Genomic DNA, 14,797 nt, shown 5'->3' with positions numbered 1-14,797 from the left:
TATTTAATTTTTGTGATAATATTTAAGCATATATTAAATAAAAACCTAAATAAGAGAAAGCCAATGAAAATTATTTTTTCAATACTTATAAGCAGTGTATTTTTAGTTGCATGTACTTCAACTAAGCAAGTTACACAACCCGCACAGGCAACTGTTGTAAATAAAAATCAAAAATTTATTGATGAATTAAAGAAAGGTGCTTCTTTATACTTTAATAAAAGTTCTGCAGAAATTGATCCTAAATATAATATTTATCTATCGACTGCAGCAGAAGTGTTAAAAGGAAATCCACATTTTGTATTGGCTTTACAAGGTAATACAGACAGTAGTGGCAAAGCAGCGACCAATAACCGTGTTTCTGCTGCTCGTGCAAATAGTGTTCGTAGCCAATTGGTGACTCAATATGGCGTATCGCCAGATCAAGTGACGGCAGAAGGTGTGGGTTCAGCGAATCCGATTGCTTCGAATGACACAGCAGATGGTCGTGCTTTAAATAGACGTGTTACAGCGACTTTGAAAATTAGATAATCGGTGTGCAATCATTATAATAAATTTCATTTGAAGATGAAGTTATTGTGATTTTAGAGTGTTAGATAGAAACGATCTTTCGATAAAATTACAATATATCTGTCGTAAAAAGGCTTTTTCTAAGAGGTCTAATTTATAAAAATTGACTATTTTTATGTGTATTTAGGATTTGAAAGACGAAGATTCATCTGAGTAAAACCAATTTTACTCAGATGAAATTGGGTCCAATGAGCAAATCATTGAACCCAATTTATAGAAAAAGCTTTCTTGATTAGCCTTTGATACACAATACTTGTTTTAAAGTATGTACAACTTCAATCAGGTCAGTTTGATTAGCCATAACTTCGTGAATATCTTTATAAGCACTTGGAATTTCATCAACCACGCCTTTGTCCTTCCGACATTCAACACCTTGAGTCTGAGTAATTAGATCCTGTTGATCAAACAAGTTTTTTGCTTTACTTCGGCTCATTTTCCGTCCTGCACCATGTGAGCATGAGCAGAATGAATCAGGGTTGCCCTTACCCTTAACAATGAATGATTGTGCTCCCATTGAACCTGGGATAATGCCGTATTCATCAAGACCTGCTCGAATTGCTCCTTTTCGTGTGACAAAAACCTCTTCACCAAAATGGAACTCTTTTTGCACGTAATTGTGATGGCAGTTAATCGCTTCTTTGGTCATTTGAAAGCTAGGTAATAGAGGTCGAATCGCTTCCAAAATTAAACGCATCATTTCACGTCTATTCTCATAAGCATATTCTTGTGCCCATTCCACAGCTTCAAAGTAGTCATTAAAGCTTTCTGAACCTTCCGCAAAGTAAGACAAGTCTTTATCGGGAACATGTCCAAAGCGATGTTGAGCTTCTTTCTTAGCGCGTTCAATAAAATATGTGCCAATCACATTGCCTAAACCTCGACTTCCAGAATGTAGCATCACCCAGACATTTTGATTTTCATCAAGACAAAGCTCTATAAAGTGGTTTCCTCCACCCAATGTACCGAGCTGTTTTTGCCAAGTGATATCAAAATTTCGCAACATACGTTTCAATGCAGGGTGCTTGTCTGTAATTAGCTTCAGCCTTTTTTCTAAAGGCGTTAATGTGGAAGCTTTGGCTTTAAGCTGTTTATGCATTTCGAAGCCAACAGGAACTTTACGTTCAATTGCATTGCGTAAAGCGCTCAATTGATCAGGCAATTGAGTTGCTGTTAAGCTTAAGCGTATTGCATTCATACCACAGCCAATATCAACGCCAACTGCAGCAGGGATAATGGCATTTTTGGTTGGAATGACACTGCCAACGGTTGCTCCTTTACCCACATGCACATCAGGCATAACCGCAATATGTGAGTGAATAAATTGAAGTTGAGCCATTTTTGAAAGTTGATTTAGACTTTCTTCATCCACGTCAGTGGTATAAATTTTCACAGGAACGCCATATTCTGCTTTAGCGTTCAATATTTTTTGTATGCCCATGATTTTTTCTCTAAGCAAATTTTTGTTGTTGTCCGAATAATGCCTAAAATGAGGCACAAAAAAACCTAGCGAATGCTAGGCTAGAAAGTGCATTCGGACAGTTGCAGATTGAGCAAAAGTCCGTGAGTTGACATCTGCTAAACCTAAGTTAAATTTTTCTCCAGTAACAGCATGATGCACTCCTTAATTAATAAAATGGGGGGACTGGATCAGATCCAATTGAAAGGCTATTGTAGGAATAAAAAATTAATTGTCAAATGAATTTAAAATCCTAGTAAAGGAATAGCATGAATGATCACTCAAAAGTGAGATGAAAAAAAGCAGCCCGAAAGCTGCTTGATCTATATTGAAAAAGTAAAATTATTCTTTATCAACGTTAACGGGTTGTACATCCATGTCTTTATAAGCAATGAGTTTAGTTTTATATTTCCACTTATAACCTAACCAAATAATGAGGAAAAGTGGGATGCTGATATAGGTCGAAAGTAAGCCGAGCCAATCAATTTTTCCACCTGTTAATGCTTGGTAATTCTGTCCTAAAATAATAATCGAACACAAAATGAAAGCAAACCAAGGGGCAAATGGGAAAAATTTAGCTTTATAAGCGAGGTCTTCGACTTTATAGCCTTGTGCAACATAACCCTTACGGAAGCGATAGTGTGAAATAGCAATACCAAGCCAAACGATGAAACCACACATCCCAGACATATTCAGTAACCAGCTAAAAACTTGCTGTTCGCCAATAAAGGTGGTTAAGAAACAAAGTGCAGCTACAGCTGTCGTTGCATACAGCGCATGCATCGGCACACCGCGTGGATCTAATATGGCAAACCATTTTGGTGCACGTCCTTCACGCGCCATACCAAACAGCATACGTGTAGAAGAATACATGCCTGAGTTACCCGCAGACAAAATTGCAGTCAGAATCACAGCATTCATCAAGCCTGCAGCAAATGCCAAACCTGCTTTTTCATACAAAAGCGTGAAAGGAGAGAGCATGATATTCCCGTCACCAACTGCTGCTAATGCTAAATTCGGGTCTGTATAAGCCACTAATGTTCCGATGATGAAGATACACAACACATAGAACAACAAAATACGCCAAAAAATTTGTTTAATCGCAAGTGGAATCGTCTTCTTCGGATCTTTTGATTCCCCTGCGGCAACGCCGACCATCTCAGTTCCTTGGAATGAGAATCCGGCAATCATGGCAACACCAATCAGCGCTTGGAAACCGCCAACAAATGGTGCTTCACCAATTTTCCAATTCTTTAAAACACTTTGAGTTGGATCAAGCATGATTTTGCCAATCATGAATAAGCCAATGATAATAAAGAAGATGATTGCAATAACTTTGACCAGTGAAAATAAGAACTCACTTTCGCCAAAACCTTTTACAGTTAAGGCATTAATGGCAAAAATAATCGCAAGGAAGATGGCACTCCACCAGAATCCGGGGATATCTGGAAACCAAAACTTCATAATAAACTGTACAGCAACCAGTTCGAATGCAACTGTAATTGCCCAGTTATACCAATAGTTCCAACCCAATGCGAAACCGAAACCTTCTTCTACGTATTTGTTTCCGTAAGTGAAGAATGCGCCTGAGGTTGGATTGTGTGTAGCAAGTTCGCCTAGACTGGTCATGAGGAAGTAAATCATGATGCCAATGAGGACATAAGCAAGTAATGCCCCTCCTGGACCAGCACTTGCAATGGTTTGTCCTGAGGCAAGGAACAGACCTGTACCAATAGAACCACCAATGGCAATCATATTTAAATGTCGGGCTCCAAGCTTACGCTTGAGTTCCGGATGACCTGTTTCGCTCATCGTTATTCCTTTAATTTTTTCTGTGTATTGGCGAAGAGCACTTTAAAGCCTTGTTGATCTGCTTTAGTCGTACAGCGACCAAAATTTTGTTCAATGAGTTGTGGGTAATTCAAAAAGCGATTCGCCACAATCCACAATTCACCACCCGATTTTAAATGACGACGCGCAGTTTTACATAAGGTTTCACTGGCATTGTAATCTGTCTGGATACCTAGGTGAAAAGGAGGATTACTCACGATAGCATGCAAAAATAATGGTGCATCTTCAATTCCCTTGACCGCTTTAATTTCGAGTTGTTCTAGCGGCAGATTATTTTTTTCAAAAGTCATCTGAGTGGATGCTAAAGCAAAAGCATCGACATCTAAAGCAAAAATACGATTTTGGGGATTAAGTTTTGAAAGGTAAGCACTAATCACACCTGCACCACAACCAAAATCTGCAATTTTACCAGCAGTTACTTGCTGTAAATATGGGAGTAAAACAGCGGTTCCATTGTCTAAATGGTTTTGGCTAAATACACCTGGAAGGGAACAAATGGTTAAGTCACCTTTAGGTGTGCTTACTGTATATTCTTGCGCCCAACTTACCAAAGGTTTCGCAGTGATTGAAGCTTCAGTTGTCATTTGCCACATTTGACAATGTCGTGCGCTGTCTAATTTAAGTGCAGTTCCAAAGGGTTGGAGTTGCTTCGCTGCACGCTCAACGCCCGCTTTCTTTTCACCAACTAAAAAGATAGATGCACCTTGAGGTAAACGACTCACAACATTGTGCAGAATATAATTGAGGAGTTCTTTAGATTTCGGTACAAAAATGACCGCTTGGTCAAAGTCATTTTCAGGAACATCAACACCAAAATGCACATCTGCTTGTAGATTTTGGAAATAGAGAAACTCATTATAGTTCCATGTCCAAAATGCAGGTTTGATGTCTTGCGCTAAATTCGAAAGCAAGTCATCTGTCGGTGCATTAATCAATAATACACGTCCAGCAAGATAGTCATGTTGTCGAATGACCACTTCACTTCTTGGTTCCATATTTACCACCCATCATAAAATTAAGAGCAATAATGCCCAGACTAAGCTGGGCATTATAAAAGAATTGGTGCATTATTTTTTAGTTGCAGGTAACACAATATTTAAAATTAATGCTGAAATACCACCTGTTGCAACACCAGAGCTAAAGATGTTACGGACTAATTCAGGTAAATGTTCAAGAATTTGAGGAACTTGAGCAACACCTAAACCCAGTGCAAGTGAAATTGCAATAATCAGCAATGCACGACGATCTAAATGAATACCCGATAAAATGTTAATCCCAGAGGCTGCAACTGCGCCAAACATCACCATAACTGCACCACCAAGCACAGCTTGAGGTACGGCTTGAATGACACCTGCAACAGCAGGGAACAGACCTAAGACGACCAACATCGCTGCAATCCAGATCCCAATATAGCGACTCGCTACACCGGTGAGTTGAATCACACCATTATTTTGTGCAAAAACAGAACTAGGGAAAGTATTGAAAATACCTGCTAAAAAAGAGTTAGCACCATTCACTAATACACCACCTTTAATGCGTTCCATCCAGACTGGACCATCAACAGGTTGGTTGGAAATTTTAGATGTTGCTGTGACATCACCAATTGCTTCTAAAGAAGTAACTAAGTAAATAAAAGCCATTGGGATAAATAAACCCCAATCAAAACTGATACCAAAATGCATTGGCGTTGGAATTTGAATCAGTGGTGCATCTTTCAAACCTGAGAAATCGAGATATCCCATAAAGCCAGCAAGAATGTAACCAATTACTAGAGCAATCAGAATAGCCGAACTTTTCACCCAAACGATACGAACACGGTTAAGTAAAATAATAATGGCAAGTACTGTACACGACATAATCAGATTGTCTGTACTGGCAAAAGTTTTGGCTTCCATGGCTTGGTAACCGCCACCCATACTGATTAAACCTTCTTTAATTAAGGTTAAACCAATCATCAGAACCACAATACCCGTTACTAAAGGTGTGATGAGCTTTTTAACCCAAGGTAAAATGCGAGATACACCCATTTCAATAAATGAGCCTGCAATCACCACACCAAAAATAGCCGCCATCACTTGGTTAACAGGCACACCTGAAGCAACCATGGCAGAACCAATACCAATCATTGGACCAATAAAGTTAAAACTGGTTCCTTGAACAATCAATAAACCTGCACCAAACGGTCCAACTTTTTTACATTGTAAAAAAGTTGCGACACCCGAGATCACCAATGACATCGAAAGAATCATATTGGTGTCTTCTTTTGATACACCTAAAGCTAAACAAATCAGTAAGCCTGGTGTGACAATTGGGACAATAATGGCGAGCAAATGTTGTAAAGCAGCAAAAAAAGCGATAAGTGGTTTAGGACGATCGTTCAAACCGTAGACAAGGTCGCTATGATCTTTTTGATCGGGAGAGGTATTGAAATCAGACATGAGAGATAGGTACAGCAGCAATTTGGCGCTATTCTAATCGAGTTACAGGACTTTACAAAACAAAAAGCAGGCGATTCAGTAAAAAAAGTTGTAACTGTCAATAAACTGTCACTACTAAAAGTTAGTATTTTTCTGTATAATTTGCCCTCAAATTTAAAGCGTATCGAATTTACATGTCAGATATTAAAACTCTCCGTAACATTGCCATTATTGCGCACGTCGATCATGGTAAAACGACTTTGGTCGACAAACTTTTGCAACAGTCAGGTGCTCTCGGTGATCGCGCGGGTGAGATCGAGCGTGTCATGGATTCTAACGCGCTAGAGTCTGAGCGTGGTATTACCATCCTTGCAAAAAACACTGCAATTAAGTGGTTAGATAAACGTACTGATACTGAGTATCGTATTAACATCGTCGACACCCCAGGACATGCTGACTTCGGTGGTGAAGTTGAACGTGTTATGTCTATGGTTGACTGTGTACTTCTACTTGTTGACTCACAAGATGGCCCAATGCCACAAACTCGCTTTGTAACTTCTAAAGCGTTTGCACGTGGTTTGAAGCCAATCGTTGTATTGAACAAAGTTGACCGTCCAGGCGCTCGTCCTGATTGGGTAATGGATCAAGTATTTGATTTATTTGATAATCTTGGCGCTACTGACGAACAGTTAGACTTCCCAGTTGTTTATGCTTCAGGCTTAAACGGTATTGCGGGTCGTGCTGTTGACGAACTTGCTCCAGATATGACACCTTTGTTTGAAACAATCGTAGATATCGTTGAACCACCAGCAGTTGATGTTGATGGTCCATTCCAAATGCAAATTTCTTCTCTTGACTATAATAGTTTCGTAGGCGTAATTGGTATTGGCCGTATCCAACGTGGTTCAGTAAAAACAAATACTCAAGTAACAGTCATTGATAAAGATGGCAAAACACGTAACGGCCGTATTTTAAAAATTATGGGTTACCATGGTCTTGATCGTGTAGACGTTGAAGATGCTTCTGCTGGTGATATCGTATGTATTACTGGTCTTGATGCGCTTCATATTTCTGATACGATTTGTGATCCTAAAAATGTTGAAGCAATGGAAGCATTGTCTGTAGATGAACCTACAGTTTCGATGACATTCCAAGTAAATAACTCTCCATTTGCTGGTCGTGAAGGTAAATTTGTAACATCACGTAACATTCGTGAGCGTTTAGACCGCGAATTAATTCACAACGTAGCATTACGTGTTGAAGATACTGATTCTCCAGATCGTTTCAAAGTTTCTGGTCGTGGTGAGCTTCATTTGTCTGTTCTTATTGAGAACATGCGTCGTGAAGGCTTCGAGATGGGTGTATCTCGTCCAGAAGTAATCATGAAAGAAATTGATGGCGAAACTCAAGAACCATTTGAAAATGTAACTTTTGACGTTGAAGAACAACATCAAGGTTCAATCATGGAGCAAATGGGCTTCCGTAAAGGCGAAATGACCAATATGGAACTTGACGGCAAAGGCCGTATCCGTATTGAAGCAACTGTTCCTTCACGTGGCTTAATCGGTTTCCGTTCTGAATTCTTAACCATTACTTCTGGTACTGGTATTATGACTTCAAGCTTCTCTCATTACGGTAAAGCGAAAGCGGGTACTGTAGCGAAGCGTCAAAACGGTGTACTTGTTTCAATGGTTAACGGTACTTGCTTAGCGTTTGCATTGTTCACATTACAAGACCGTGGTCGTCTATTTGCTGAACCACAGTTAGAAGTTTATGAAGGTATGATTGTTGGTATGAACTCACGTTCTGACGACATGACTGTTAACCCGACTAAAGCGAAGCAGTTAACCAACATGCGTGCATCAGGTACTGATGAAGCATTAACATTAACGCCAGCGATTCGTTTCACACTTGAACAAGCACTTGAGTTTGTTGAAGATGACGAATTAGTTGAAGTAACACCTAAGTCAATTCGTATCCGTAAACGTTGGTTGACTGAAAACGAACGTAAACGTAACCGTGGTAAATAATTTTTAAATGAGTGGGTTTTAACGACTATGTTTGTTAAAACCCAGTTGTTAAAAAACCGCAATCTTGATAAAGATTGCGGTTTTTTTGTCATTTACAAAAATATATTGGAAAATTTTTAAAACCGAGTAAATTAAGCGGAAATGTGTATGTAAATAATAATGTATACTTAGTCACAAAAATAGAGAAACAAAATTCTGGAGATTTAGATGAGTATTATTCAAGAGTTTCGCGAGTTTGCTGTAAAAGGCAATATGATGGATATGGCAATCGGTGTGATCATCGGTGGTGCTTTCGGTAAAATTATTGATTCATTAGTTAAAGATATTATCATGCCGTTGATTTCAGTGATCACGGGCGGTGGTGTAGATTTTACACAGAAATTTATTGTATTAGGTGCAAACCCAAATAATTTAACTGCTTTAGATGCTTTGCAAAAAGCGGGTGTGAATGTATTAACTTACGGTAACTTTATTACAATCCTCTTAAACTTCCTAATTTTGGCATGGGTTGTTTTCTTAATGGTTAAAATGATTAATAAATTACGTAAACCAGAAGAAGTGGCAGCAGCTGCAACACCTGAAGATGTTACCTTACTTCGTGAAATTCGTGATGAATTGAAGCGACGCCCTCAATAATAAGATAAATAAGCAAAAATTTTAAAACGGTACTTTTGAGTACCGTTTTTTATGTGTAGGATGATTATGGGGTACGACCAATAATATGAAAAGGATAAGAGGAATGAACAAAAACATTATTTTACTTTGTGTGGTGATGGGTTTGTTGGCATGTTCAGAACCTCAAAAAATGGATCAAAAAAATGAGCCATTAGAAAAAAAAGAACTCACATTTGGTGATATGCCAAATGAACAAACAAAATATGAAACGATTAGTACACAACCTTTAGCAGGTAATGATGCGCCATTAGTTGCCTTGCAGACCCAACTGATTAAAGATCATTTTGAATTTATTGAAAAAGAAAGCGGTAATTCTTGGTCGGTGCATGATTGTCAAAACAATATCATTATTGATGTCAAAGGCGAAGGCATTAGTACCTATACAGCTAAAAGTAAAGTGGGTGTCGGTGAGGGCGGTAAACAATTTCCAGATTTTCTTTTACTGACATTTGAATTTCCAACAGTTGAGGAAACAACTGCAAAATTCAAAATACTAGATGATGCCGTACATTCTGGTGGTGGCTTTTGTAATGGTAAAGCACCTGCAACTGTTGTGATGAGTGGAAATATGGTGTTTTATTTTACGACCAGTTCAGAAGAATTTAGATCGTATATTCAGAGCTATGCTGACTTTGTTAAAAGTATAAAAACGGTAACAGTACCAGCAAGCCCCAATTAAACCGTGATGTGTCTAAAAATCCATACGGAATTTAATTTCCAATAAGTGCCAACCAAATTGACTTTTGATTGGCCCATGTAATTCTTTCTCTTTTAAAGTAAAAACGGCTTTATCAATAGGGCCAACCAATTGTCCTTTTTTAATTTCACCCAGTTCACCCCCTTTTTTTGCAGAAGGACACGTAGAGTGTTGCTTTGCAATTTTTGCAAAATCTATACCTGACAGTATTTTCTTCTTGAGTTGTTCTGCTAAATCTTTATCTTTAACAAGAATATGGCGCACGATCGCAGTTTTCATTTGGTTTTACCTTGAACGAATTTTACAGTATTAGAGGTCGGTTTTACTTTTTTAAGGGCTTGGCATTGTGGGCAAAATACACTTGCACGTTGTCCAAGTTTTAAATTTTCCAAAGTTGTTTCACAGTTCACGCACATTTCGCCTGCACGTCCATACGCTAAAAGTGTTTGTTGGAAATAACCATTTTCACCCATAGCATTACTGTAGTCGCGTAAAGTTGACCCCCCTAAATCAATCGCTTGTTTTAAGATGCGTTTGATCTCGATCACCAATTTTTCAATTTGGCTTTTGCTTAAGCTAGATGCAGGTTGTGCAGGATGAATACCTAAATTAAATAAGCTTTCAGTGGCATAGATATTGCCTACACCAACAACAATATGGTTGTCCATCATGGCAACTTTGATGCCAACATTTTTCGATTTTAATTTACTGGTTAAATATTCAGCATTAAATACATCACTTAAGGGTTCAGGTCCAAGCGTATCAATCAGTTTAGTTTGTGAATTTTGGTCTAACCATAAGATGCAACCGAAGCGACGTGGGTCATGATAACGTAATTCAAAATCTTCAAATTGAAGAATAAAATGATCATGTTTACGAAGTTCAGTATTGGCTTCACAAAGACGGAAACTGCCCGACATGCCTAAATGCCAAAGCATTGTGTCTTGTTCAAATTCAGCCAAAATATATTTGGATCTACGTGTGAGTTGAATTAAGCGTTGACCTCTGAGTTTGGAAATATCTTCAGGAATTGCCCAGCGCAGTCTAGATTCACGCACTTGTACAGCAACAACCTTTTGATCAATTAAAGGCATTAAACTGGCTTTTGTGGTTTCAACTTCTGGTAATTCAGGCATAGCTCGCTCAAAAAGATCGATTTGACCTATATTGTAGGGGAGTTAGAATATTCAATAAAGCAGATCAACTATATTGTTTGTTTGCATCTTTCCTACAGAAAGCTGTATGTGGCAAAGATCGATATATATTTCAAAATATACCTATAATATTTAAGGCTTTTTGGCTTAATATTTTGTTATGTTATCCGTCATTTTTGCATGCTATATCTCTATAAATAATGAATTATCAATATGATAGTTTAATCATAACTTTTTATTTTGTTGTTGATAAAAAAAAGACAATAGTTGGAATGAATAAAATGTGTAATTTTCACATTAATTATAGGTATCGCTACGGTTTATACCCTCGCCATTATCAATGTTATTACATGATTTAAATAAGATGTTTCAATCAATTCATGAATAAATATCCCCTGTTTTAAATTGTGTAAATCAATGAATTCGCAACATCTCTTTCCTAAATTAGGTTTCCCATGAAAAAAATTGCTCTTTCAATATTAGCAATCTCTATTGCAACTTCACTGTCCTATGCTCATGCTGAGAAAGCATTTGATTTAAATGGACAAACACTGACAGGCGATTGGAACGGTACACGTACCCAATTGGCCAATGATGGGGTTAAATTTGATGGAACCATTGCCGTAGATGGCTCTTATCTTGCAGATGGTGGCTATAATCCACATCAAGCTCCAACTTTTGGAACACAATTTGGTGTGGGTACTACACTAGATATGAATAAGTTGGCGGGTTGGGAAGGCACAACAATTCGTGCATTGATTACAGCAAGACAAGGGCAAAGTACCAGTATTGATGGCATCCAAGATCCAACAGCACCGCAGTGGGCAAATTCACAAGCCAATTGGGGAAGAGGCAATTCAGGTAGTCGTTTGAGTGAATTGTATATTGAAAAGAATTTTAAGGATCAAGGAATTAGTGTGCGACTAGGTCGTATGGGGCTAGGGACTGAATTCAATACCATGGCATGTGATTTCCAAGGCAATGCATTTTGTGCAGCACAAATGGGCAAATGGCAAGGCAAGCTTTGGTATAACACACCTGTTTCACAATGGGGTGGGCGAGTGAAATACCAGTTGAATCCTGAACTATTTGCACAAATTGGCGTGTTTGAATATAACCCTGAGAATGCTTTGGAACGTCATGGTTGGAACTTAGATACAAAAAATGCAGATGGTGTAAATATCCTCAGTGAAGTGGTTTGGTCGCCAAAAAAAGGCCTGAATGACTTAGCAGGCAGTTATCGCTTTGGTGCATTATATAACACGGCTGATGATGCAAAGAATCAATACGATATTGCACATGCAAAAGGTGCTGTTGAAGAAGACCGTACTTATGGTGGTTGGATTGCTTTTGAGCAGCAGTTGACATCAAGTGGTAAAGGCCGACGTGGTTTACATAGCTTTGGTAATTTTACCTTTCATGACCGAATCACCACTGCAGTGGATAACTCACAGCAGTTGGGTTTGAAATATATTGGCTTATTTGAAGCACATCCGAATGATATTTTAGGCTTAGCAGTGAATCGTGTACATATCAATGACCGCTACCGTGATACAAAAGCAGTCTTGAATCAGGATGCCGAATATAATATTGAATTAAATTATTCATATTATCCTGCTAAATGGTTCATGCTTCGCCCGCTCATGCAATATGTGGTTAATCCGGGTGCAACTGATAAAGTTGATAATGCATTGGTGATTGGCTTAGGATCTAAAGTGATTTTCTAATTTTAGACTTTTATACGATGTCTAATAAAATAATTTATTCAAAATAGGGATATGTTTATGCAAAGTATTGGTCGATTAAATTCTATTCATCTCCCATTACTTTGCTTAAGTGCATGTATTACTCAAAACTTATATGCTGAAACGGAGGCAACTAAATCCGTTCAGCAACTTGCCCCCATTACATTGGAAGCAACACGTAGTGACACAGATTGGTTACAAACACCCGCATCTGTCTATCGAATAGAACAAGACAAAAATCAAAATAATATTGGTGTGAACCTCACAGAAACCTTAAAAGGCATTCCGGGGCTACAACTGAATAATCGAGAGAACTACGCGCAAGATTTGCAATTGTCTATGCGAGGTTTTGGTGCACGCTCAACCTTTGGTGTACGTGGTATTCGTTTATATGTAGATGGCATTCCTGCAACAATGCCCGATGGTCAAGGTCAAACTTCAAATATTGATTTAAGCAGTTTAGATCATATAGAAGTCTTAGGCGGTCCATTTTCATCGCTTTATGGAAACTCTTCAGGTGGCACGATTTTAACCACGACCAAAGAAGGACAAGGGCGAGATTCTATTGAAGTTGGCTACTCAGGTGGGAGTCACAATAAAGGACGTGCAGATATTGTTTTACAAGGCGGCTCGGACAAAGCCAATGAGCCGAGTTATGTCATTAGTTCTTCTTATTTTGATACAGATGGATATCGTGAACATAGCGATGCTCAAAAAGTATTAAGTAATGCCAAATTGACATGGAATTTGGCAGATGGTTCTAAAGTCAATTGGGTGATTAATCATGTGGATATTAATGCAGATGATCCACAGGGCTTAACTCGTCAGCAATGGAAAGATAACCCCAAGCAAGTCAATGATGCTAAGAATACTTATGATGTGCGCAAAGAGATTCAACAAACTCAAACAGGTTTGACTTGGACGAAGCCATTGAACGATCAGAATGAATTGTATGCAATGGCGTATGCAGGGCAGCGATCCGTTACACAATATCAGTCAATTCCAAATACCGCACAAATGAACCCACGTCATGCGGGTGGTGTGATTGATTTTTCCCGAAATTTTTATGGAACAGACCTACGTTGGACGGGTAAAGATTTATTGCCAAATACGCGTTTGAGTGCAGGATTTGCATTTGATGCGATGGATGAGGATCGTCAAGGTTATGAGAATTTTATTCTTAAAAATAATCAGCCATACTACGGCGTAAAAGGTAATTTACGCCGTGATGAAAATAATACTTTATGGAATTTAGATCCTTATTTACAAGCATCTTGGCAGTTTTTACTGACTTGGCGTATCGACACAGGTTTACGTTATAGCAATGTGCATTATGAATCTAAAGATCATTATATTCAGCTGAATAGCGACCCAACAAAAAACAATGGCGATGATAGCGGTAAAACGGACTATTCAAAGCTTCTCCCTTCCGCTGCTTTAACGTGGGAAATAAACCCGCAATTGAGTACGTATGTCAGCTATTCCAAAGGATTTGAAACGCCAACTTTTACAGAGATGGCTTATCCAAACACTGGAAGTGGCGCATCTGGAATTAACTTTAGTTTAAAACCTTCAACAAGTGATAATTATGAGTTGGGTCTGAAGTCTGAAAATATTTTGGGTCAATTCACCGCTGCTCTTTTTCAGAGTAAGACACAAGATGACATAGTCTCAGCAGGAACATTGGATGGTCGAGCAACCTTTCAAAATGCAGATAAAACCTTACGTCAGGGCGTAGAATTGTCTTGGAATAAAAAGCTTTGGCGTGATTTAACTGCTGAAGCCAGTTATAGCTATTTAGATGCAACTTTTGATGCGGATATTCCAAATAGTGATCCTAAAAAAGTAGTACATCGTGGCAATAATATTCCAGGTGTTGCAAAGAATCAGGCTTATATCGCATTCGGCTGGCAACCTGAAGCTGGATTTAATGCAGGTGTTGATGTGCGCTATATGGACAAAATTTATGTTGATGATCTTAATTCAGATTCAGCACCGAGTTATACCGTGACTTCGGTAAATATTGGTTATATTTGGAAAAATCAGGATTGGAAAGTACGTACTTATGCACGTATCGATAATTTGTTTGATGAGAATTATGTGGGTTCTGTGATTGTCAATGATGGTAATAGTCGCTTCTTTGAACCTGCTGATGGTTTGAATTGGAGCGCAGGTTTGAGCTTAAGCAAAGCATTCTAGCAGGGA

At 38.5% G+C, this 14,797-nt stretch carries 12 protein-coding genes; 6 read left to right on the top strand and 6 right to left on the bottom strand.

The window, feature by feature from the left end:
- Positions 1-63: 63 nt before the first annotated feature.
- Positions 64-528, top strand: a complete 465-nt coding sequence (locus B9T35_RS07110) for an OmpA family protein (protein ID WP_228147098.1) — start codon at positions 64-66, stop codon at positions 526-528.
- A gap of 271 nt (positions 529-799) precedes the next feature.
- Here the strand turns inward: B9T35_RS07110 and B9T35_RS07105 are convergent, their stop codons facing one another.
- The 4 genes from B9T35_RS07105 to B9T35_RS07090 form a co-directional block, all read right to left on the bottom strand.
- On the bottom strand, positions 800-2,005 hold the full coding sequence (locus B9T35_RS07105) for an RtcB family protein (RefSeq protein ID WP_086190428.1): 1,206 nt from the start codon (positions 2,003-2,005) through the stop codon (positions 800-802).
- A 360-nt stretch (positions 2,006-2,365) separates the two neighbouring features.
- Complete coding sequence (locus tag B9T35_RS07100) at positions 2,366-3,835, bottom strand: amino acid permease (RefSeq protein ID WP_086190427.1); 1,470 nt, start codon at positions 3,833-3,835, stop codon at positions 2,366-2,368.
- A gap of 2 nt (positions 3,836-3,837) precedes the next feature.
- On the bottom strand, positions 3,838-4,869 hold the full coding sequence (locus B9T35_RS07095) for a methyltransferase (protein WP_086190426.1): 1,032 nt from the start codon (positions 4,867-4,869) through the stop codon (positions 3,838-3,840).
- Positions 4,870-4,941: 72 nt separating this feature from the next.
- Positions 4,942-6,312 carry a uracil-xanthine permease family protein gene (locus B9T35_RS07090; protein WP_086190425.1) on the bottom strand — a complete coding sequence of 457 codons (1,371 nt, stop codon included), beginning with the start codon at positions 6,310-6,312 and terminating at the stop codon, positions 4,942-4,944.
- Positions 6,313-6,485: 173 nt separating this feature from the next.
- Between B9T35_RS07090 and typA the strand changes: the two genes are divergently transcribed.
- The 3 genes from typA to B9T35_RS07075 all read left to right on the top strand — a co-directional run bounded on the left by typA (position 6,486) and on the right by B9T35_RS07075 (position 9,675).
- Complete coding sequence (typA, locus tag B9T35_RS07085; RefSeq protein WP_086190424.1) at positions 6,486-8,321, top strand: translational GTPase TypA; 1,836 nt, start codon at positions 6,486-6,488, stop codon at positions 8,319-8,321.
- Between the two features lie 207 nt (positions 8,322-8,528).
- Positions 8,529-8,957: a large conductance mechanosensitive channel protein MscL gene (mscL, locus tag B9T35_RS07080; RefSeq protein ID WP_086190423.1), complete on the top strand. Its 429-nt coding sequence runs from the start codon at positions 8,529-8,531 to the stop codon at positions 8,955-8,957.
- A gap of 103 nt (positions 8,958-9,060) precedes the next feature.
- Entirely contained in the window at positions 9,061-9,675 is a 615-nt protein-coding gene (locus tag B9T35_RS07075) for a hypothetical protein (RefSeq protein ID WP_086190422.1), read from the top strand.
- Positions 9,676-9,687: 12 nt separating this feature from the next.
- Here the strand turns inward: B9T35_RS07075 and B9T35_RS07070 are convergent, their stop codons facing one another.
- Positions 9,688-9,972 carry a peptidylprolyl isomerase gene (locus B9T35_RS07070; protein WP_086190421.1) on the bottom strand — a complete coding sequence of 95 codons (285 nt, stop codon included), beginning with the start codon at positions 9,970-9,972 and terminating at the stop codon, positions 9,688-9,690.
- Positions 9,969-10,829, bottom strand: a complete 861-nt coding sequence (gene mutM / locus B9T35_RS07065; RefSeq protein ID WP_086190420.1) for a bifunctional DNA-formamidopyrimidine glycosylase/DNA-(apurinic or apyrimidinic site) lyase — start codon at positions 10,827-10,829, stop codon at positions 9,969-9,971. Before mutM ends, B9T35_RS07070 begins: the two co-directional genes overlap by 4 nt.
- Positions 10,830-11,302: 473 nt before the next feature.
- Here mutM and B9T35_RS07060 point away from each other — a divergent pair, with 473 nt between their 5' ends.
- Complete coding sequence (locus B9T35_RS07060) at positions 11,303-12,574, top strand: carbohydrate porin (RefSeq protein WP_086190419.1); 1,272 nt, start codon at positions 11,303-11,305, stop codon at positions 12,572-12,574.
- Positions 12,575-12,631: 57 nt separating this feature from the next.
- Positions 12,632-14,791 carry a TonB-dependent receptor gene (locus B9T35_RS07055; RefSeq protein ID WP_086190418.1) on the top strand — a complete coding sequence of 720 codons (2,160 nt, stop codon included), beginning with the start codon at positions 12,632-12,634 and terminating at the stop codon, positions 14,789-14,791.
- Positions 14,792-14,797: the final 6 nt, after the last annotated feature.

This window comes from Acinetobacter sp. ANC 3832 (assembly GCF_002135415.1).
Classification (GTDB): Bacteria; Pseudomonadota; Gammaproteobacteria; order Pseudomonadales; family Moraxellaceae; genus Acinetobacter.
This window is presented reverse-complemented; position numbering and strand designations above follow the sequence as displayed.

Excerpts from the sequence above, each read along its gene's own strand:
- B9T35_RS07110 (WP_228147098.1), top strand. The coding sequence starts at position 64 with ATGAAAATTATTTTTTCAATACTTATAAGCAGTGTATTTTTAGTTGCA.
- B9T35_RS07105 (WP_086190428.1), bottom strand. The coding sequence starts at position 2,005 with ATGGGCATACAAAAAATATTGAACGCTAAAGCAGAATATGGCGTTCCT.
- B9T35_RS07100 (WP_086190427.1), bottom strand. The coding sequence starts at position 3,835 with ATGAGCGAAACAGGTCATCCGGAACTCAAGCGTAAGCTTGGAGCCCGA.
- B9T35_RS07095 (WP_086190426.1), bottom strand. The coding sequence starts at position 4,869 with ATGGAACCAAGAAGTGAAGTGGTCATTCGACAACATGACTATCTTGCT.
- B9T35_RS07090 (WP_086190425.1), bottom strand. The coding sequence starts at position 6,312 with ATGTCTGATTTCAATACCTCTCCCGATCAAAAAGATCATAGCGACCTT.
- typA (WP_086190424.1), top strand. The coding sequence starts at position 6,486 with ATGTCAGATATTAAAACTCTCCGTAACATTGCCATTATTGCGCACGTC.
- mscL (WP_086190423.1), top strand. The coding sequence starts at position 8,529 with ATGAGTATTATTCAAGAGTTTCGCGAGTTTGCTGTAAAAGGCAATATG.
- B9T35_RS07075 (WP_086190422.1), top strand. The coding sequence starts at position 9,061 with ATGAACAAAAACATTATTTTACTTTGTGTGGTGATGGGTTTGTTGGCA.
- B9T35_RS07070 (WP_086190421.1), bottom strand. The coding sequence starts at position 9,972 with ATGAAAACTGCGATCGTGCGCCATATTCTTGTTAAAGATAAAGATTTA.
- mutM (WP_086190420.1), bottom strand. The coding sequence starts at position 10,829 with ATGCCTGAATTACCAGAAGTTGAAACCACAAAAGCCAGTTTAATGCCT.
- B9T35_RS07060 (WP_086190419.1), top strand. The coding sequence starts at position 11,303 with ATGAAAAAAATTGCTCTTTCAATATTAGCAATCTCTATTGCAACTTCA.
- B9T35_RS07055 (WP_086190418.1), top strand. The coding sequence starts at position 12,632 with ATGCAAAGTATTGGTCGATTAAATTCTATTCATCTCCCATTACTTTGC.